Annotated in this window: 15 protein-coding genes; 10 read left to right on the top strand and 5 right to left on the bottom strand. The window is 67.4% G+C overall.

Going from position 1 to position 19,111, the window contains the following annotated elements; translation table 11 throughout:
* Positions 1–9 precede the first annotated feature (9 nt).
* From IB259_RS25025 to IB259_RS25010, 4 genes are read right to left on the bottom strand one after another with little or no spacing between them, the layout of a single operon-like run.
* On the bottom strand, positions 10–1,068 hold the full coding sequence (locus IB259_RS25025; protein ID WP_192330393.1) for a pentapeptide repeat-containing protein: 1,059 nt from the start codon (positions 1,066–1,068) through the stop codon (positions 10–12).
* Positions 1,065–3,692 (bottom strand): DUF2169 domain-containing protein, encoded by a 2,628-nt coding sequence (locus IB259_RS25020; RefSeq protein ID WP_192330391.1) that lies wholly within the window; start codon positions 3,690–3,692, stop codon positions 1,065–1,067. The genes IB259_RS25025 and IB259_RS25020 overlap by 4 nt, the downstream gene beginning before the upstream one ends.
* Before the next feature lie 2 nt (positions 3,693–3,694).
* Positions 3,695–4,099, bottom strand: coding sequence for a hypothetical protein (locus IB259_RS25015; protein ID WP_192330389.1), 405 nt, complete (start codon positions 4,097–4,099; stop codon positions 3,695–3,697).
* A gap of 7 nt (positions 4,100–4,106) precedes the next feature.
* On the bottom strand, positions 4,107–6,494 hold the full coding sequence (locus IB259_RS25010; protein ID WP_054457222.1) for a type VI secretion system Vgr family protein: 2,388 nt from the start codon (positions 6,492–6,494) through the stop codon (positions 4,107–4,109).
* Positions 6,495–7,021: 527 nt separating this feature from the next.
* Between IB259_RS25010 and tssA the strand changes: the two genes are divergently transcribed.
* The 10 genes from tssA (at position 7,022) to tssH (ending at position 18,319) form a co-directional block, all read left to right on the top strand.
* Positions 7,022–8,071 (top strand): type VI secretion system protein TssA, encoded by a 1,050-nt coding sequence (gene tssA, locus IB259_RS25005; RefSeq protein WP_192330420.1) that lies wholly within the window; start codon positions 7,022–7,024, stop codon positions 8,069–8,071.
* 39 nt (positions 8,072–8,110) lie between these two features.
* Positions 8,111–8,662 (top strand): type VI secretion system contractile sheath small subunit, encoded by a 552-nt coding sequence (tssB, locus tag IB259_RS25000; RefSeq protein WP_054457219.1) that lies wholly within the window; start codon positions 8,111–8,113, stop codon positions 8,660–8,662.
* Positions 8,663–8,693: 31 nt separating this feature from the next.
* Complete coding sequence (tssC, locus tag IB259_RS24995; protein ID WP_059379448.1) at positions 8,694–10,196, top strand: type VI secretion system contractile sheath large subunit; 1,503 nt, start codon at positions 8,694–8,696, stop codon at positions 10,194–10,196.
* A 71-nt stretch (positions 10,197–10,267) separates the two neighbouring features.
* Positions 10,268–10,735, top strand: coding sequence for a type VI secretion system tube protein Hcp (locus IB259_RS24990; protein WP_088607795.1), 468 nt, complete (start codon positions 10,268–10,270; stop codon positions 10,733–10,735).
* Positions 10,736–10,748: 13 nt separating this feature from the next.
* Complete coding sequence (locus IB259_RS24985; RefSeq protein ID WP_119449737.1) at positions 10,749–11,564, top strand: type VI secretion system accessory protein TagJ; 816 nt, start codon at positions 10,749–10,751, stop codon at positions 11,562–11,564.
* The gene (tssE, locus tag IB259_RS24980) at positions 11,564–12,115 is read left to right on the top strand and encodes a type VI secretion system baseplate subunit TssE (protein WP_192330387.1); all 552 of its coding nucleotides are present in this window, start codon (positions 11,564–11,566) and stop codon (positions 12,113–12,115) included. Before IB259_RS24985 ends, tssE begins: the two co-directional genes overlap by 1 nt.
* Positions 12,115–14,019 (top strand): type VI secretion system baseplate subunit TssF, encoded by a 1,905-nt coding sequence (gene tssF / locus IB259_RS24975; protein WP_175160047.1) that lies wholly within the window; start codon positions 12,115–12,117, stop codon positions 14,017–14,019. The genes tssE and tssF overlap by 1 nt, the downstream gene beginning before the upstream one ends.
* A gap of 28 nt (positions 14,020–14,047) precedes the next feature.
* Complete coding sequence (locus IB259_RS24970) at positions 14,048–14,587, top strand: DUF3540 domain-containing protein (RefSeq protein ID WP_119449735.1); 540 nt, start codon at positions 14,048–14,050, stop codon at positions 14,585–14,587.
* Positions 14,588–14,591: 4 nt separating this feature from the next.
* Complete coding sequence (gene tssG, locus IB259_RS24965) at positions 14,592–15,695, top strand: type VI secretion system baseplate subunit TssG (RefSeq protein ID WP_192330385.1); 1,104 nt, start codon at positions 14,592–14,594, stop codon at positions 15,693–15,695.
* Between the two features lie 14 nt (positions 15,696–15,709).
* On the top strand, positions 15,710–18,319 hold the full coding sequence (tssH, locus tag IB259_RS24960; protein WP_192330418.1) for a type VI secretion system ATPase TssH: 2,610 nt from the start codon (positions 15,710–15,712) through the stop codon (positions 18,317–18,319).
* Between the two features lie 4 nt (positions 18,320–18,323).
* Here tssH and IB259_RS24955 read toward each other — a convergent pair whose 3' ends face one another.
* Positions 18,324–19,085 carry an FHA domain-containing protein gene (locus tag IB259_RS24955; protein ID WP_054457208.1) on the bottom strand — a complete coding sequence of 254 codons (762 nt, stop codon included), beginning with the start codon at positions 19,083–19,085 and terminating at the stop codon, positions 18,324–18,326.
* Positions 19,086–19,111: the final 26 nt, after the last annotated feature.

Genomic DNA, 19,111 nt, shown 5'->3' with positions numbered 1-19,111 from the left:
GGCGTGGGGTCAAAGGGAGGCGCGTCCGGCCGACCAAAGTTCGGCTTCAAGCAGGGGCGCATCGTTTTCGATGATGCCGCGGCGTTGCGTCCAACGCGTGCCCTGGGTCAACGCGCGATGCATGCGCGTGCGCAGGAAGGTGGCGTCGCGCAGGTCGGCCCCGCCCAGGTCGGCCAGCGAGAAGTCGGCGTCGGCCAGGTTGGCGCCGCGGAAATCGGTGTCGGCGCAACGCGCGCGCTGGAAGATGCACAGCGACAGGCTGGCGCCGCGCAAGGAGGCGCCGTCCAGCGTTGTCTCGGCCCAGATGGCGCCGTCGAAACGGCCGCCCTGCAGGTCGGCGCCGCTCAGGTCGGCCTGAGGGAACAAGCACTGCGGGGCCGACGCGCCAGCGAAGCGCGCGCCGCGCAGCGACGCGCCCTTGAAGCCGGCCTGGCGCAGGTCGGCATTGCGGAAGTCCGCGCCGTCCAGCTGGCTGTCGGTGAAATGGCAGAGCGGGTAGGCTTGCGAGGAGAAGTCCTGCGCCGTCAGATCGCATTCGATGAACATGGTGCTTTCCGCGCCGGCGCCCGCCAGCACGATGCTGCGCAGGTCCAGCTGGTGGAACAGGGTGTAGCTCATCCGGGCCCGCGACAGGTCGGCGCGCGTCAGCACGCCGCGCGAGAACACCGAGCGTTCCACGCGGGCGGATCGCAAGGAGGCGCCTTCGAGCGAGGTGGAGTTGAACGCCGCTTCCTTCAGCTCGGCCCCTTCCAGGCTGGCCTGACCCAGATCGCATTCGGTGAAGCTGACGCCATGGGCGTGGCTGCGGTCCAGCACCGCCCCGCGGGCCTGACAACGGAACAGCCGGGCCATATCCAGATTGGCGTCCGCGGCGACCACGCCAGTCAGCACGCAGTTGAGGAATTGGCTGTCCTGCAACTGGCAACCGCTCATCCTGGCGCCGCTCAAATCCACCTGGTCGAAGAACGCGCCCGCCAGGTCCAGGCCGCGCAGGTCCCGGCCCGCCAGGCTGCGGTGCGCTATCGGCTCGCCGTGGCGCACCTGGTCCAGCAACTGATCCAGGTTCATGCGGCGTTCTCCGGCTGCCGGGCCGGCCAGAGCTTGGCGCCCTGGGTATGGGCGTCGTCCAGCCCGGTGCTGCCGTCCATCTGCGCCTGCGCGACATCCGCGCGAAAGAGGTTGGCGCCGGTCAGGTCGGCGCGCAGCAGGATGGCCTTGCCGAGCAGGCTGTTGATCAGGTTGGCGTTGCGCAGGCGCGCGCCGGTGAAGTCGGCGCGCACGAAGTGGGTGTCGGGGGCGGCCATGCCGCTGAGGTCTGCTTCCCGCAGGCTGCAGTTCGAAAAGTCACTGGCGGCGACTTGCGCGCCACGCAAGTCGGCGCGATCGAGCATCGCGCCACGCATGCTGCCCACCTTGAACCGCATGCCGCGCAGGCAGGCGCCGGCAAGCGCTACGCGTCCCGCGTAGGCGCAGCCATCGAGCGTGGCGTTCTCCATGCTATGGCGGCCCGAGAACTCCACGTCCATGAAGCTGACGCGCAGCAAGTCCGCGCCGGAGAAGTCGGCGTTCGCCATCGTGCCCTGCATGAACACGCATTGATTCAAGCGCGCTTGGTGAAAGCGGCAATCCTCGAAGGCGGCCATCATCGCGGCCCATTGCTCGAAAGACGCGCCGCTCAGGTCGCAGCCGCGCAAGCGCGCCTGATGCAGGCGTCCCAGCAACCAGACGCTGCCGGCAAAGCTGCAATCTTCGCAGTTGGCATGGTCCCAGATGGTTTCCTTGATGCGGCTTTCGGTGAAGTCCGTCTGCACGCACTGCGTGCGGCCCAGGTTCGCGCGCGACATATCGGCGCCGCGCATACTGGTGCGCGCCAGGTCGGCGCCTGCCAGCACGGCGTCGGTGAGGTCGCAGCCGTCCAGCCGCGCGTCGGCAAGATTGGCGCCGGCCAGGATGGCGCGCTGGAAGTCGACGCCGGAAAGATCCATGCCGCTCAGGTTCGCGCCAGTCAGGTTCATGTCGCGGCAATCGCGATTGCCTTTCAGGCGCGCTTCCAGCTTCGAACGCGTGCGCCGTGCGCGCAACGGCGGCATGGGCGGGGGCGGCGCGAACTGATGCGCCGACTGCTGATAGGCCTGATGCACCTGCGGACCCAGGGTCTGGCTGAGCGGGGGCGGCACGCCTGGTGCATCCGGCGCACCGCGCTCGGCCTGCGTGTGCGGGTTGGCATCGAAGTCGGCGATGTGCCGCTTCACCTTGCGTGGGTCGAAGCCGGCGGGAAGCTTGCCGTCATCCTCCAGCTTGCGCAGTGCGTCCATGTCTACCCCGGAGACTGCGGCCATGGAGGGCAGGTTGGGATCGGCCAGCGCGCGCGCGCCGGGACCGCCCGACAGGCGTTTGGCCTCTTCCAGCTCCCGCTGCATGCGCAGGATGGTCTGCGGCAGATCGGCCAGGTTAGGCGCCTTTGGCGGCGGCTGCAGGGGAACCATGTACAGATCGGGATCCAGGCCCTGGGCGAGCAGCGATTCGCGCTCGCGGGCATGCCGCCGTGCGGCGCCGGCATGCAGGTTGCGGTTCGACGGACGCTGGGCCGTGGCTTCCATGGCCGCCTGCGGCAGCTCGCCGCAGATGTCTTCCGGTACGAGCTGGGCATCCAGCAGGGCATGGACCGCGCCGAGCTCGGTATCGAGGCGCTGTCCCACCACAGTCTGGTAATGCGCCACGTCGCGCTCCTGGCCGGCGTGTTCCAGCGCGGGCATGATGTGCAGGATATCTGCCGCATCGTCTTCGCGTACCGGCAGCGCGCCATGCCAGATCAGCGCCAGCTGCGTGCGGTCGGGGAAGAACCAGACCGTGGTCAGGCGCAACGCGACTTCCTCGAGCGCGCTGCCATCGGCCTGGCGGCTGAAGAAACAGCGGGCGCGCCAGTCGGGCAGGCGGCCGCGCAGCACCTCGCGTTCAGGGTGCATGTTCCACAGTTCATAGTCGGCGCCGCCGGCAAGCGCCGAATTGGCGGGCCCCCATTGGTCGGGCGGGGCGGCATTGAAGAAGCGCCAGTCCATGTCGGACGCGAAGCCCGGGAAGTCATGTTCCAGCCACTGCTGGCCATACTGGCTGCCCAGCAGCGCGGCCCGCTGCGGCCAGTCCATGGGCATGGCGGTGAAACCGGCGGGCGCGACGCGCTGGGAGGGCGATGCGACGCGTTCCTGCGGGTGTTCGATGTTGGGCAGCCGGCGCACGCGCACGCCGTTGACGTCCTCTTCCTGCGCGCCTATGCCCTGCGGGTTTTCTGCGCAGCCGGGGCCGCCGTAGGCGCGGCTCCAGTCCAGACGCATGCGCTCGAAGGGCTGGGGGGCGGTGGCCTTGCCATCGAGCCAGTAGCGGTCGCCGAAGACCAGCAATGATTTGTCGATCGCGCCCACCTTCAGGCGCACGGCGCAGGCGCCGGGACTCTTGGGATCATGCGGATAGGCGTGGCCGGCGACCAGCACTTCCGGACACAGCTTGGGCGTGGCCAGGTCCAGCAGGCCGCCAGCTTCGGCGCCTGCCAGCTTCCAAAGTTCCTGGTCCATGAGCAGCGTGGGCGCGTGCGCGATATCGACCAGCGCGAACACCGCCACGCCCAGCACGTCGCGGCGTTGCCAGCGGTAGGGGCGGGTAAGCAGGCCCAGGCGGAACGGCTTGATGGTCTTCATGGCTATCCGGTGGCCTGGTCCACGACGACCTCCCGGGTCGCGGGATCGACGCGCACCTGTATGGTCTTGCCGACGCCGAAATCGGCCAGGTGCAAGGGCGACAGGGGCACGCTGAGCGTGCGCGACAGCGCGGGCGTGGCGCTGGTGGCGGCCACGTCCAGGTCCAGCTCGATGACGAAGTACAAGGTATCGCCGATCCGGCGGCGCGTGTCGCGTGCCGCCGTCACCCGCGCGGTGCCGGGCAGTCCGCTGATGCGCAAACCGTCCTGCCGCTGCACTTCCTTGCGTCCCGCCGCGCGACGCTGGCGCTCGCGCCACAACATGTACGCCGCCTGCGCCAGGGACAGCAACAGGCCCAGCCATACCCACTTGGCCCAGCTGGGCCATGCATCGATGAAGTCGGACATGGCGGCCTTAGATGATGCTCCAGAGACCGACCATCGACGCGCCCAGGCCCACCTTTTCCGCAGTGACCGCGTCGAACTGGTAGCTGGCGCCGGTGGTGCGGTACGAGACCATCTGTCCGATGCTGCTGACCATGGCGTAGTTGGTGAACGAGAGGTTCAGCATGACCGTGGTGCGGAACAGCGCCAGGCGATGCATGCCGAATTCCGCCTTGGCCACTGCCAGGCCGATGGAAAATGGCGTGGCCTGAAGCCAGCTTTCCTTGGAAAGATCCTTGACGTTGGCAGCGTCCATCACGACATCGGCAGGGGTTTTCAGCGTGATGTTGCCGTCGGCCTTGACCAATACGGTGGATCCCGTCGACTCCATGTCTATCTTGCCCTTGGCCTTGAGATCCATGGTGGACGTTTCGGACTCCACGTGCATCGCGGTCTTGGCCTTGACGTCCATGTTCGCGTCGGTGGAAAGCACTTCGACCTTGCCCTTGGCCTTCTCGGTGAGCATGCCGGTCTTGACGTGATGCAGCGAGTCGCCTTCGTTCACGTAGACCTGCTCGCCGTTCTTCAAGGTTTCCTTGAAGAGACCCGTGATCTCGCGTTCCTCGCCCTTGGCTGCGACCGTCGTCTTCAGGCCGTTGTCGAACTTCTCGTCCATCAGGCCGTCTTTCACGTTGACCGTGCGCGATGCCTTGACGGTGTATTCCTCGTGCCCCTTCACGAACACGTCGCGCGTCTTGTCGACATGCAGCTTGTCGGTGCCGGTGACCTTGATGTCGCGGTTGCCGCCGATCCTGGTGGTGTCGTTGTCGCCGATGGTGGTGCTGCGGTTCTCGTCGGTCGAATGGAATTCGTTGGCTTCCACCTCGGTGCAGAGTTCGCGTTCCGCATGCAGCCAGATGCGTTCGCTGCCGCTCTTGTCCTCGAACATGAGCGCGTTCGCCGTCGCGGGCGTGCCGCTCTTGGAGCGGCTCAGGAAGCCGCTTTGCGTGGCGTTGTCCGGCAGGTCCCAGGGCGGCAGGTTGTTGGCGTTGAAGACGCGGCCAATCACGATGGGGCGGTCGGGCTGGCCGCCGATGAAGTCGACGATCACTTCATCGCGTACGCGCGGCAGCTGGATGCCGCCAAAGCCGCCGCCGGCCCAAGGGCTGGACACGCGCACCCAGCACGAGCTGTTCTCGTCCTTCTTGCCATAGCGGTCCCAATGGAACTGCACCTTGATGCGGCCCATCTTGTCCGTCCAGATTTCCTCTCCTTCCTTGCCCACTACCGTGGCGGTCTGCGGGCCATGGGTGCGCGGAACGGGAGTCACGCGCGGCGCGCGGAATTGTGTGCTGGACGGCAGCACGACGAACTCCAGGTCGAAGTCGCCGGGATCGGGCTGGCCGCTGGCATAGCCTGTTTCACGGATCCGGTAGTAGGTGCTGACGACGAGGTACTCGCGGTTCTCGGCCTGGCGCGGATGATTGCGCAGCGTGAAGAGATGGCCCGTGGCCAGCCCGCGGGCGTTGGAGCCGCCGGCGCTTTGCTCCTTTCTGCATTGCAGGTCTTCGAGCCGCACGCGGGTGTAGTGCTCCGCGTCGTCAGGATTGGTGTAGCCCCCTTGCCATTCGTACATCTCCAGGTCGCCATGGTCGTGCGCGCCGGGGTTGTTGCGGCGCGCTTCCAGGCTGGCGGCGGGCGTGAGCGGATGGTAGTCCGTGGTGGCAAAGGCGCCGGGCGTGATCTGTTCGGCCACTTCCCATTTGTAGACGTGGTCTTCGCGCGGGATGGTGATGCGGTCCGGCCCGTAATAGGGAATCTGCTCGTAGCCCGAGACGGGCTCGTGCTGCGTGATGTCGTCGGTGAGGACCAGGGTGTGCTTGCCCTTGTCGTGCTTGAACCAGAAGTAGATGCCCTCGTGCTCCATAAGGCGGCTGATGAAGGCGTAGTCGGTTTCCTGGTACTGGACGCAGTATTCCCAATTGCGGTAGCTGTCCACCAGCTTGAACTCGATGGGATAGTCGTAGTCCTTCAGCACTTCCCGGATGACGTCGGGCACGCTCTTGTTCTGGAATATCTTGTTGTCCGAGGTCTGGGTCAGGTACCAGAGCCACGGCCGCACCGTGGCGCGGTAGATGGTGTAGCGCGAGGTGTTGTTCTCGCGGCCCACCAGCGCGCAACGCGTGATGTGCCCGCTGAGATAGCGCGGTGCGGCGGACCCGGTTTCGATCTCCAGCGTCAGCGGCTTTCCCAGCAGCGACTTCATATCCAGCGAATAGGATTCCGAGACCAGCTCGACCTCCAGTTCGTACAGCTGCGAAAGGCTCTCGGCGCCATGCATGGCGCGGAACTTCAGTTGCTCCGGCGGCAGGGGCGTATGCGCCTTGACGACACGTTCGCTGGGCACGTTGCGGTCCATCTCACCGTCTCCTTATGAGAATGCTTCGCCTGTTGCTGCGTGTGCTGCTTTCGATTTCTTCGCGGCCGCGCGCCAGGCGCGTCACGATGACTGCAATGGGATGTCCGGCCACGCGATGGGGCCGCTTGCATAGGCGGGCAGGGACTCGTCACGAACGGGTCTGCGCCGGGGAAATCTGTCTCTGGATCTGATGCGCGCCGGTCTTGCCGCCAGCGTGAGCGCCGATTGTAGGCAGGGGCGAAAGCGCCGGAGAAGCGCTCTCACATGCTTTTGTGTTTTTTACGCTTCGGTAACAGTCCTTCCGTGATGCGCCCGATTCCGTAAGGTCTGTGTCCAAAAATCAATGCAGCAGGGAGACAAGTGTTCAATTGTTTACTCGGGTGTTAGCTATCTGTAAGAAAAATCTGTAGTTGTTAGGTTGCCGTTGCATGCGGAAAGAGATGCCTAGAATTCACCCTTCCGTGAAGCAGCGCGGAGCGTAGTGGTTGTATCCAGGCAGCATCCCAGCAGGCATTTAACTGATGACTATGGAATTCGCCGACATCCTCAATACACTCGATTCACGTCTGCCCTGCGGGGAAGACCTCGAATACGACGCCGACTTCCTGCAACTGCAGCAAGCCGCGGCGGGGCGCGACGAACAGCAGTTCGGGTCGACCATCATTGCCGCGCAGCCACCTGACTGGCGCGAAGTCGAACGCCTGGCGCGCGCGCTGCTGGAACGCACCCGCGACCTGCGCATCATTGGCCTGTTGACCTCCGCCTGGACCGAAATCCGCGGCCTGCCCGGCTATGGCGATGGCCTGGCGCTGGCCGTCGATACCCTGGAACGCTATTGGGAGCCGGTGCATCCACGCCTGGACAGCGTGGGGGAAGACGATCCCATGCCGCGCATGAACGCATTGGCGGCCTTTGGCGACATGCAGGGCTGTGCGCGCAGCCTGCGTTCGGCCAGCCTGATCAGCGGCGTGCATGGACAACTCACCGTGCGCGATACCGAAGCGCTGCTGGACGGCAGCCGCCAGGATGCGGACGGCTATCCAGGCGGGCGTCCGCGCCTGGTCGAGCGCTTGCGCCAGGCATGGACGCAAGGCGATGCCGACGTGCAGGCGCTGGCCTCAGCCGCCGATGCGTTGCGGCGCATTCAGAAACTCGTGACGGACAAATTGGGCGCCGCGTGGGCGCCCGACTATGCGGCCATCCTGCGCACGCTGGACCTGGTGCTGGACGCGGCGCGCGATCCGCAATCCGCGAGGCCGACCGCGGCGCCGGGCGACGAGGCGCGGACCGCGGCAGAGGCGCCAGCCACGCAGCCGGTCGCGAGCGCGGCGGATCACGCCGCACGCTGGCAGGACGCGACGATCCAGTCGCGCGACGAGGCCGTGGCGATGCTGTCCAAGGTCTGTGCGTACTTCGAGGCCAACGAGCCCGGCCATCCCGCGCCTTACCTCATCCGCAGGGCGCAGCAGCTCATCCCAATGAGTTTTCACGACATCATCAGGAATCTGGCGCCCCAGGGGCTGGAGCAGTTCGAGGCATGGCTGCCGCGGTCCGAGGCGAACCGGCAGGAACCGTAAGGCGGGCCAGCCGCCGCACCAACAAGAGGAGACGACATCATGGCGACCAGCCTGAAGGGAAGCGGCCAGAAGTTCATTGCAAGAAACCGCGCGCCGCGGGTGCAGATCGAATACGACGTGGAGATCTACGGCGCTGAACGCAAGATCCAGTTGCCGTTCGTGATGGGCGTGCTGGCGGACCTGGCCGGCAAGTCCGAAACGCCGCAGCCGGAAGTGGGCGAGCGCAAGTTCCTCGACATCGACATCGACAACTTCGATGAACGCATGCGGTCCATCCAGCCGCGCGTGGCGTTCCAGGTGCCCAACACGCTGACGGGCGAAGGCAACCTGAATGTGGACGTCACATTCGAGAGCATCGACGATTTTTCGCCGGCCACCGTCGCTCGCAAGGTTGGCGCGCTGAACGAATTGCTGAGCGCGCGCACCCAGCTGGCGAACCTGTTGACCTACATGGACGGCAAGACCGGCGCCGAGGAACTGATCGGCAGCGTGCTCAAGAATCCAGCGCTGATGAACGCGCTGGCGGCCGCGCCGAAGCCGCAAGAGGAGCCGCGCGCATCCGATGCCCCCGCGCCGGACCCGGCCGCCTGATTTCCGCTTGAATCGCTTTTCGGAGAATGCCATGACCGCAGTGGCCAAACGCGCCGACGCGCGTGCTGTCGAGACCTTGCAGGCGGACGATCTTTCCGCCCTGCTGAAGAAGGAATTCAAGCCCAAGACCGAGCAGGCGCAGGAGGCGGTGGAACACGCCGTGCGCACGCTGGCGCATCAGGCGCTTGAGAACAGCGGCGTCGGCCTGTCGTCGGACGCCTACCGCACCATCCAGGCCATCATCGCCGAGATCGACCGCAAGATGTCGGAGCAGATCAACCGCGTGATGCACCACCCCGACTTCCAGCAGCTGGAGGGCGCGTGGCGCGGCCTGCATTACCTGGTCACCAACACCGAGACCGACGAACTTCTGAAGATCCGCGTGATGTGCCTGTCCAAGTCGGAACTGGGCCGCACGCTCAAGCGGCACAAGGGCGTGGGCTGGGACCAGAGCCCGATCTTCAAGCGCGTGTACGAGGAAGAGTACGGCCAGTTCGGCGGGGAGCCCATCGGCTGCCTGGTCGGCGACTACTACTTTGACCACAGTCCGCCCGACGTGGAACTGCTGGGCGAGATCGCCAAGATCTCATCCGCCGCGCACTGCCCCTTCATTGCGGGGGCTTCGCCCAACGTGATGCAGATGGATTCGTGGCAGGAACTGGCCAACCCGCGCGACCTGACCAAGATCTTCACCAACACGGAATACGCCGCATGGCGCAGCCTGCGCGAATCCGAGGACTCGCGCTACATCGGGCTGGCGATGCCGCGCTTCCTGGCGCGGCTGCCCTACGGCGCGCGCACCAATCCCGTCGACGAATTCGACTTCGAGGAAGACACCGACGGCGCGAACCACGACCGCTACACCTGGACCAATTCCGCCTATGCCATGGCGGCCAACGTGAACCGCTCGTTCAAGCTGTACGGCTGGTGCACGTCCATCCGCGGCGTGGAGTCCGGCGGCGCGGTGGAGAACCTGCCGTGCCACAGCTTTCCCACCGATGACGGCGGCGTGGACCTGAAGTGCCCGACCGAGATCGCCATCAGCGACAGGCGGGAGGCCGAACTGGCCAAGAACGGCTTCATGCCGCTGGTGCATCGGAAGAACTCCGACTTCGCCGCCTTCATCGGCGCGCAGTCGCTGCAAAAGCCGCACGACTACTACGAGGCCGACGCCTCGGCCAATGCCAAGCTGGCCGCGCGCCTGCCGTATCTCTTCGCATGCTGCCGCTTCGCGCATTACCTGAAGTGCATCGTGCGCGACAAGATCGGCTCGTTCCGCGAACGCGACGACATGGAGCGCTGGCTGAACGACTGGATCATGAATTACGTCGATGGCGATCCGGTGAACTCCTCGCAGGAAACCAAGGCGCGCAAGCCGCTGGCCGCGGCCGAGGTGCAGGTGCAGGAGATCGAGGACAACCCGGGCTATTACTCCGCCAAGTTTTTCCTGCGGCCGCACTATCAGCTGGAAGGGCTGACGGTGTCGCTGCGGCTGGTTTCCAAGCTGCCTTCGCTCAAACAGAACGAAGGCTGAGTGGCGCTGACAAGTCGGGGCGCAACCGTGCCCCATAACTCCAGGAGACAGATGTGGCAGTGGATATGTTCATGAAGATCGATGGCGCCAACGGTGAATCCAAGGACGCCAACCACAAGGACTGGACCGATATCGTGTCCTTTTCATGGGGCGCAACCCAGCCAGGCAACCTGGCCAGCGGCGGCGGCCTGGGCGCGGGCAAGGCCAGCTTCAACGATCTGCACGTAGTGGCCCGCATCGACAAGGCCGCGCCAGCCGTGATGAAGCACTGCGCCAGCGGCAAGCACCTCAGCAAGATCGAGCTGTCCATGTGCAAGGCGGGCGGCGAGCAGATCGAGTACTCCAAGATCACGCTGGAGGACGTGCTGGTGTCGTCGGTGCAGATATCCGGGGACCGCAGTGCCGAAGGCGTGGTGGTGAACTTCGCGTTCCAGGCGGCCAAGGTCAAGCAGCAGTACTGGGAGCAGACCGACAAGGGCGGCAAGGGCGCGGAAAGCCTGGTGGCTTGGGACATCAAGCAGAACAAGGAAGTGGGCTAGGGCGGAGACACCCATGTCCATCGCTGCGGTTCCCTTCGGCGCGCTCAGCCTGGCTGGCCAATTGGACGAGCTGCAGGCGCAGGTGCGCCGGCAGCCCGCCGACGCGGACCTGCGCGCCCAGCTGTTCCAGCTGCTGGCGGTGCAGGGGGATTGGGCGCGCGCGGCCGAGCAGCTCAACGTCTGCGGCCATCTGAACGCGCAGGCGCGGCCGACGCAGGTGCTTTACGCCAGCGCCATCGCGGCGGAACGCGAGCGCGAGGCCGTGCTTGCCGGGCAAGGCGAACCCGCGCTGCTGGACGAGCCCGCTGATTGGCTGCGGGCCATGATATCGGCGCTGCGCCTGGACGGCACTGCGCCAGGCCAGGCGGCCGAGCTGCGCGGCAAGGCTTTCGAGGATGCCAGCGCGCGTGCCGGCCTGCTGGAACTGGCGGCGCAAGAGACGGCGCAGCCGTTCCAATGGATCTGCGATGGCGACAGCCGCCTTGGTCCGGTGTTCGAGTTCCTGGCGGGCGGGCGCTACGTGTGGCTGCCCTTCGCCGGGCTCAAGCGCGTGCGTCTGCTTGCGCCGGAAGGCCTGTGCGACCTGGTCTGGGCGCAGGCCGAGATCGAACTGGAAGACGGCCGGGTGCGGCAGGGCCTGGTGCCGGCGCGCTATCCGGCAGCGCCCGGCGCGCGCATGGTCGAACTGTCCGACTCGGCCAAGCTGGGCAGGACGACCGATTGGCGCGCCTTGCATGGCGATACCTACGCAGGCGTGGGGCAGAAGATGTGGCTGACGGATGCCGCGGAAGTCGCGCTGCTCGAGGTACGCAGCCTGGAGCTGGCGTGATGGGCCACGCCGATCGTCCGCGCGATTGGGAGCCGTTGTCGCGCGGCCAGCGCGCGGCGCGCGACCGGTTACAGCCGTCGCTGCTGGATCGCCTGATGGACAACGAGCCCGCCAAGCGCGAAGAACCGCGCGAAAACGCCATGTTGACGCATGAGGCGCTGCGCGCGGCGGTGCTGCGGGACCTGCGCTGGCTGCTCAATACCGTCAACCTGCAGGCGTCCCAGGACCTGTCGGCGCACCGGCCGGTAGCGGCCTCGGCGGTGAACTTCGGCGTGCGCGCCATGGCGGGAAAGCGCATGTCGGAGATCGACTGGATCGACGTCGAAGAGTCGATCCGCGCAGCGATCTCCGCGTTCGAGCCGCGCATCCTGGACTCGTCGGTGGAAGTGCGCTGCGTGTCCGATGCCGGCACGCTGGAACACCACAATGTGCTGAGCCTGGAGATACGCGGCATGCTGTGGTGCGTGCCGCAGCCGCTCGAGTTCCTGTTCCGCACGGACATCGACCTGGAAAGCGGCCACATGGATCTGCGCGATCTGGGCGGTGCCTGATGGACGATCGCCTGCTGGATTACTACAACCGGGAACTGGTCTATCTGCGGGAGCTGGGCGCGGAGTTTGCGCAGGCCCATCCCAAGGTGGCGGCGCGGCTGGGCATGAATGCCACGGAGGTCGCCGATCCTTACGTCGAGCGTCTGCTGGAGGGCTTCAGCTTTCTGACCGCCCGCATCCATATGAAGATGGATGCCGAGTTTCCGCGCTTCTCGCAGCGGCTGCTGGAGGTGGTCTATCCCAACTACCTGGCGCCCACGCCGGCGATGGCCATCGTGCAGTTCGCGCCCAGCATGAACGAAGGCACCTTGGCGGGCGGCTTTGAATTGCCGCGCGGCACGCTGCTGCGCGGCCGCGTGGCGCGCGGCGAGCAGACGCCTTGCGACTTCACCACCGGCCACGCCCTGCGCCTGTGGCCCTTGCAGGTCACGCAGGCGGAATTCACCGCCGCGCCGCAGGATCTGCCGCTGGCGCGGCTGGGCCTGGCCGGGCGCGCCGCTCGCGTGCTGAGCGCGCTGCGCATCCGGATAGAGGTTTGCGGCGGGCAGCGCCTGGAGGACCTGGAGCTCGATCAGCTGGTGTTCCACCTGAACGGCCAGGACCTGCAAATGCAGCGTCTGCTTGAAGTCGTGATGGGGCATACCGTGGCGGTGCTGGGCCATGACACCGCCAGGCCGGTGGCATGGATCAACCGACTGCCGCCGGACGCGGTGCGCCACGAAGGTTTTGCCGACGAACAGGCGTTGCTGCCGGGCGATGCCCGCGTGTTCCAGGGCTATCGCCTTCTGCAAGAGTATTTCGCATTCGCGCAGCGTTATCTGTTCTTCAGCATCAACGGATTGAAGCAGGGGCTGCGCACGCCCGCGATGCCCCAGGGCGCGCAGCGCGAAACCCGTGCATTCGATCTGACTCTGCTGTTCTCGATGGCAGCGCCGGAGCTGGAAGGCGCGATATCGGCCGCCAACCTGGCGCTGCATTGCGTGCCGGTGATCAACCTGTTCGCCAAGCGGGCGGACCGCGTGGCGGTTACGCCCAGGACTTCCGAGTACCACGTCGTCATCGACCGCAGCCGCCCGCTGGACTACGAGGTCTACGGGGTGACGCGCGTCGCGGGCCATGCCGCCGCGCAGCGGCAGGAGCAGGAATTCCGGCCGTTCTACGGTTCGCTGGGCAGCGATCCCGAAGAGCACGGCGCGTACTTTTCCATGCGCCGCGAGCCGCGGCTGGTGTCCGATAGCGCGCAACGCAACGGCACCCGTAGCGGCTACATCGGCAGCGAAGTGTTCCTGTCGCTGGTGGACCGGCGCGAGGCGCCGTTCTCGGGCGACCTGCGCCACCTGACCCTGGAAACCCTGTGCACGAACCGCGATCTGGCGCTGCTGTTGCCGCTGGGAGGCGATACCGACATGACCTTGCGCGTGTCGGCGCCGGTGCGCGCGGTCAAGGTGCTGCACGGACCCACGCGGCCCCGCGCGGCGCTGGCCGAGAACGCGGCCACCTGGCACCTGATCAGCCACCTGGGCCTGAACTACCTCAGCCTGACCGACCTGGACGCCGAGCAGGGCGCGCAGACCTTGCGCGAAATGCTGCACGTGTACGGCAACCTGGCCGAGCCGGGCGTGCGCCGGCACATCGCGGGCCTGCGGCACGTCAGCGCCACGCCGGTGCATCACCGTCTGCCCGTGCCCGGCCCCATCGTCCACGGGCGCGGCGTGCGCATCGCGCTGCAGGTGGACGAGACCGCGTTTTCGGGCATCAGCCCTTATCTGTTTGGCGCCGTGCTGGAGCAGTTCTTCGCGCGCCACGTATCGATCAACCTGATGTCGGAGCTGGTCCTCTCGACCCTGCAGCGCGGCGAGGTCGCCCGCTACAAGCCCCGCATGGGACGCCGGCCCGTGGTCTAGGGGCTGTGCACATTAAAAGGAGCGCGTGATGAAGTCCGCCGCACATCTGAACCGCATGGCTTACGACCCCGTCCATCTGCTGGGCGAGCTGCTGCGCCGCGAAGACGACGGCAGCTATGCCGTGGCCTGCGATGGCCGCGTTTGGACCGTGCGGCGCGCCGCCAGCTGCCTGCTGGAGCCGCAGCCGGGCGACGAAGTGCTGATCAGCGGGCCGGACCCCGCCCGCATCTACCTGATCGCCGTCACCGTGCAGGCCGATCCCGCACGCACCACGCTGCAGGCGGAGGGCGAATTGCTGCTGCGCTCGGGCAGCATCCGCATGGTGGCCAGGCAGCTGCATGCCACGGTGGGCGAAGTCCGTCTGGTGGGCCGCAGCTACGAGGCGGTGATGGACCGCATGACGCTGATGGCGCGGCTGTCGCAGCGCAGCGTCAGCGAGATGGACCAGGTGCGCGCCGGCGCCATCGATTTCCAGGCCGAGCAGAGCGCGCGGCTGCACGCGGCCTACACCGTGGTGACGGGCGGCGACCTGGTGAAGGTGGACGCCAAGCAGATACACATGGGGTAGGACGGTGGATATCGCCCAGCCCGTTGCCGATCCCGTCCATCCGTCCGCCGCGCCTGATGGCGCGCTGGCGCATTGGTGGCGCGCGGTCGAACGCGAACCGTACGCCCATGACCTGTTCCATGCCTTGCGCTGGATCGATGCGCTATCGGGCGCGCGCAAGCCCTTGGGACGCGACACGGTCGCGCGCCACGAACCCGTGCGGCTGCGGCAGGAGCCGTCGATGGCGTTCGCGCCGTCCACCGTGGCCGCCGCGCGCGCCGCCACGGGCGGGCGGCCCGCGGAACTGTCGATTTACAGCTTCGGCCTGTTCGGCCCCAATGGACCCTTGCCCCTGCACCTGACGGAGCATGCCCGCGAGCGTCTGGCGCATCACGGGGACCGCACGCTGTCCGCATTTGCCGACGTGTTCCATCACCGGCTCATCCTGCTGTTCTACCGCGCCTGGGCGGACGCGCAGAGCACGGTCAGCCTGGACCGCAAGGATGAGCGCTTCACTCGCTACGTAGCCAGCCTGCTGCATATGGGCGAGCCGTCGATGCGCCGCCGCGACGCGGTGCTGGACCACGCCAAGTACCACATGGCGGGCCATCTGACGCGACAGACCCGCAACCCGGAAGGGCTCAAGCACATCTTGCAATCGTTCTTCGGCCTGCCCGTGCGCATCCGCGAGTTCGTGCCGCAATGGATCCGCCTGGAACCAGCCCAGCGGCTGGGCCTGGGCGGCTTTGCGGGGCTGGGGCGCGACACGGTGCTGGGCGTGGCGGTGCGCGATGCCCAGCACAAATTCCGCATCGAGATCGGCCCGCTGGCGCTGGAGGACTACCAGAGCTTTCTGCCGGGAGGCATACGCGCCCGCCAGCTGACGCATTGGGTCAGGCATTACATCGGCATGGAGCTGGCCTGGGACCTGAGACCGGTGCTGCGCGCGGAGGACGCGCGTGGCGTGAACCTGGGCGCCGCGCGTCCGCTGGGCCTGTCCTCATGGCTGGGCAAGCGCCGGCCCGAGCAAGGCGAGGCGGGCGATCTTCTGCTGGACTACGAAAGCCGCGGCGCCAGGCCGCCACGTGGCCGTGCGCCGGCCTCAACCTCAACGACGACGCGCGCGTGACGCGCCACCCTGCCATGTCCGATATCGGCCGCATCGACCTCTTCGGCAAGCTCAATCCACTGCTCTACCAGACGCTGGAGGGCGCCACCGCGTTCTGCAAGCTGCGCGGCAACCCCTATGTGGAGCTGGTGCATTGGGTGCATCAGATCCTGCACGCGCAAGACAGCGACCTGCATCGCATCGCGCGCCGCTTCGAGCTGGACCTGGCCGCCTTGCAGGCCGACCTGACGGCGGAGCTGGACCGCCTGCCGTCCGGCGCGGGCTCGGTCTCCGACCTGTCCGAACACATCGACCATGCGGTCGAAAGGGCCTGGGTGCTGGGCTCGCTGCGCTATGGCGCGGCGCGCATCCGCAGCGGCCATCTGCTGGCGGGACTGGCGCGGACCTATGCGCTGCGTCACGTGCTGCTGGGCATGTCGGCCCAGTTCTCGCGCATCGCGCCGGACACGCTGTTGGAACAGCTGCAGGAGATCGTGCAGGGCTCGCCGGAAGACGCGGCCGAGACTGCGCCCGTTGCCGCTGCCGGGGCGCCGGACGCGGGCGGTTCCGCGCTGGCGCGGTTCGCCGTCGACCTGACGGCGCGCGCGCGCGCGGGCGAGATCGACCCGGTTTCGGGACGCGATGAGGAAATCCGCCAGCTCATCGACGTGTTGATGCGGAGGCGGCAGAACAATCCGCTGCTGGCCGGCGAGGCCGGCGTCGGCAAGACGGCCGTGGTGGAAGGGCTGGCGCTGCGCCTGGCCGCAGGCGAGGTGCCGCCGCAGCTGCGCGATGTGGCGCTGTACCTGCTGGATATTGGCCTGCTGCAGGCGGGCGCGGGCGTGAAGGGCGAATTCGAGCAGCGGCTGCGCGGTGTCATCGACGAGGTGCAGGCCAGCGAGAAGCCGGTGGTGCTGTTCATCGACGAGATCCACACGCTGGTGGGCGCGGGCGGCGCGGCAGGGACCGGAGACGCGGCCAATCTGTTGAAGCCGGCGCTGGCGCGCGGCGAGCTGCGCACCATCGGCGCCACCACCTGGTCGGAATACAAGAAGTACATCGAGAAAGACCCCGCATTGAGCCGCCGCTTTCAGGTCATACAGGTGCACGAGCCCGACGAGGCGCGCGCATTCGGCATGTTGCGCGGACTGGCTGAAACGCTGCAGGCGCATCATGGCGTGCTGCTGCTGGACGAGGCGATCGAAGCGGCGGTGACACTGTCGCACCGCTACATTCCAGCGCGCCAGCTGCCCGACAAGGCCGTTGCGTTACTGGACACGGCCTGCGCGCGCGTCGCCGTCAGCCAGCATGCGGCGCCGCCCAGCCTGGAGGATGCGCGCAGGCGGGTACAGGCGCTGGAGCTGGCTCAACGCATCGCCGAACGCGAGCTGCGTCTGGGCGAGGGCGATGCGCAGCGGGTCGGACGCCTGGCGGCCGAGCAGGCCGTCGCCGCGAAAGAGGAGCAGGCGCTGGCGGAGCGCTGGGAGTCGGAACGCGCGCTGGCCGGAGAGGTGCTGAATTTGCGCCAGACGCTGGAGCTCGCCTCCTCCGATGCGCAGGAAGACCAGCGCCGCGCACTGGCGCAGGCGCGCATAGCGCTGGCGGCCAGTCAGGATGAATCCGCGATGGTGCATTGCGCGGTCGATGCCGCCGCCGTGGCCGCAGTGGTGGCCGACTGGACCGGCATTCCCGTGGGCCGCATGCTGCGGGACGAGGCGCGCGCGGTTCTGGACCTGGCGGACACGCTTTCGGCGCGTGTGATCGGCCAGCGAGATGCCCTGGAAGCGGTGGCGCGCCGCGTCCAGACTTCGCGGGCCGGCCTGACCGACCCGGACAAGCCGGTAGGCGTGTTCCTGCTCTGCGGCCCCAGCGGCGTCGGCAAGACGGAGACCGCGCTGGCGCTGGCCGAGGCGCTTTACGGCGGCGAGCAGAACCTGATCACCATCAACATGAGCGAGTTCCAGGAGTCGCACACGGTGTCCACGCTCAAGGGTGCGCCGCCGGGGTATGTGGGGTATGGCGAGGGCGGCGTGCTGACCGAGGCCGTGCGCCGGCGGCCCTACAGCGTGGTGTTGCTGGACGAGGTGGAGAAAGCGCATGCCGATGTGCACGAGATCTTCTTCCAGGTCTTTGACAAAGGCTGGATGGAGGACGGCGAGGGGCGCTATATCGATTTCCGCAATGCGGTGATCATCCTGACCTCCAACGTGGGCGCGGAACGGATCGCGACGCTATGCCGCGATCCCGAGCTGCTGCCCGACGCCGCCGCGTTGGCCGCGGCATTGCGCGAGCCGCTGCTGCAAGCCTTTCCAGCCGCGCTGTTGGGGCGGCTGGTGGCGGTGCCCTACCTGCCGCTGCCGGACGCCATGCTGGCGCGCATCGTGGACCTGCAGTTCGAGCGCGTGGGCCGCCGCCTGCTCGAGCAGCACGGCATCGTGCTGGAGGTGACGCCCGAGGCCACTGCGCTGGTGGTGGCGCGCTGCGCGGAAGTGGAGTCGGGGGCGCGCATGGTGGATGCCGTCCTGACCAATACCGTGCTGCCCCGGATCAGCCGGGAACTGCTGGGCGCCTCCATGCAGGACCGCAGGCTGAGCAAAGTAGGCCTGTCGGTCGCCGACGGGGAGTTCCGTTATGACTACGCCTGAGGCCTCAGCGGTTCTTGTCGCCGGGTTCTGGCTTGACGGGCGCGGGCCGCAGGTAGCCGCCGATCTCGCGCAGATGATCGGACGCGCTGCGGCCGTCTGCCGCGTCGCGCGGGCGGCCCAGCGCGTCGTCGACGGGATGGGCCCGGTGCTCGGCCAATGCGTCGTGCGCGGGCAGGGCGGACGGGGTGCCGTCCGAGAAGATGCTGGGTGTGTCGTCACCCGGCGCATCGAACAGCGCCAGGGGATCGGTGGGCGGGCGCGACACCGCGCCGTCGCCGGGCGGCAGGTGGCGCAGGGGATCTTCCGGGTTGCGCGCCTGCGCGGAGTCCAGATCGAAGGGGTGTGTGGAGACGTCCGGCGCGCTGCCCACGGGCAGGGTGCCGGGGCCGATCAGGTCGCTGAAGATGTCGTCGTCGACCACGGCGGCCGCGCTGGCCGCCGGAGCCTCGGGCGCGGCCGCTGCGGCGCGCAGCCGGTAGTCGCCGATCTGCAGCTCGTCGCCTGGATGCAGCGGCACTTCCTGGTCGCGCGCGAGCGCCTGGCCATTGACGCTGACCGTGCTCATGTCGCTCAGGTTGAGCAGAAAGCCGGCGTCCTCGTCGTTGACGCGGATCGCCGCCTGCACGCGGCAGATGCCGCGCGTCGGATCGGGCAGGGCCAATTGGTTGTCGAGACTGCGGCCTACCGTGCCGCCGGGCGCCGTGAACACGGCGTGGATGGGTTCGAAGGCCGGATCGCCGGCACGCTGGAACACGGTGAGTTTCACGCCTGTCTCCTGGGCGCCGTCGGCGC

Origin of the sequence: Achromobacter sp. ACM04, from assembly GCF_014851465.1 — a bacterium.
GTDB classification, from domain to species: domain Bacteria; phylum Pseudomonadota; class Gammaproteobacteria; order Burkholderiales; family Burkholderiaceae_B; genus Achromobacter; species Achromobacter aegrifaciens.
This window is presented reverse-complemented; position numbering and strand designations above follow the sequence as displayed.

What these genes read in the sequence shown, in the direction of transcription:
- IB259_RS25025 (WP_192330393.1), bottom strand. Translation starts at nt 1,068, where the DNA reads ATGAACCTGGATCAGTTGCTGGACCAGGTGCGCCACGGCGAGCCGATA.
- IB259_RS25020 (WP_192330391.1), bottom strand. Translation starts at nt 3,692, where the DNA reads ATGAAGACCATCAAGCCGTTCCGCCTGGGCCTGCTTACCCGCCCCTAC.
- IB259_RS25015 (WP_192330389.1), bottom strand. Translation starts at nt 4,099, where the DNA reads ATGTCCGACTTCATCGATGCATGGCCCAGCTGGGCCAAGTGGGTATGG.
- IB259_RS25010 (WP_054457222.1), bottom strand. Translation starts at nt 6,494, where the DNA reads ATGGACCGCAACGTGCCCAGCGAACGTGTCGTCAAGGCGCATACGCCC.
- tssA (WP_192330420.1), top strand. Translation starts at nt 7,022, where the DNA reads ATGGAATTCGCCGACATCCTCAATACACTCGATTCACGTCTGCCCTGC.
- tssB (WP_054457219.1), top strand. Translation starts at nt 8,111, where the DNA reads ATGGCGACCAGCCTGAAGGGAAGCGGCCAGAAGTTCATTGCAAGAAAC.
- tssC (WP_059379448.1), top strand. Translation starts at nt 8,694, where the DNA reads ATGACCGCAGTGGCCAAACGCGCCGACGCGCGTGCTGTCGAGACCTTG.
- IB259_RS24990 (WP_088607795.1), top strand. Translation starts at nt 10,268, where the DNA reads ATGAAGATCGATGGCGCCAACGGTGAATCCAAGGACGCCAACCACAAG.
- IB259_RS24985 (WP_119449737.1), top strand. Translation starts at nt 10,749, where the DNA reads ATGTCCATCGCTGCGGTTCCCTTCGGCGCGCTCAGCCTGGCTGGCCAA.
- tssE (WP_192330387.1), top strand. Translation starts at nt 11,564, where the DNA reads ATGGGCCACGCCGATCGTCCGCGCGATTGGGAGCCGTTGTCGCGCGGC.
- tssF (WP_175160047.1), top strand. Translation starts at nt 12,115, where the DNA reads ATGGACGATCGCCTGCTGGATTACTACAACCGGGAACTGGTCTATCTG.
- IB259_RS24970 (WP_119449735.1), top strand. Translation starts at nt 14,048, where the DNA reads ATGAAGTCCGCCGCACATCTGAACCGCATGGCTTACGACCCCGTCCAT.
- tssH (WP_192330418.1), top strand. Translation starts at nt 15,710, where the DNA reads ATGTCCGATATCGGCCGCATCGACCTCTTCGGCAAGCTCAATCCACTG.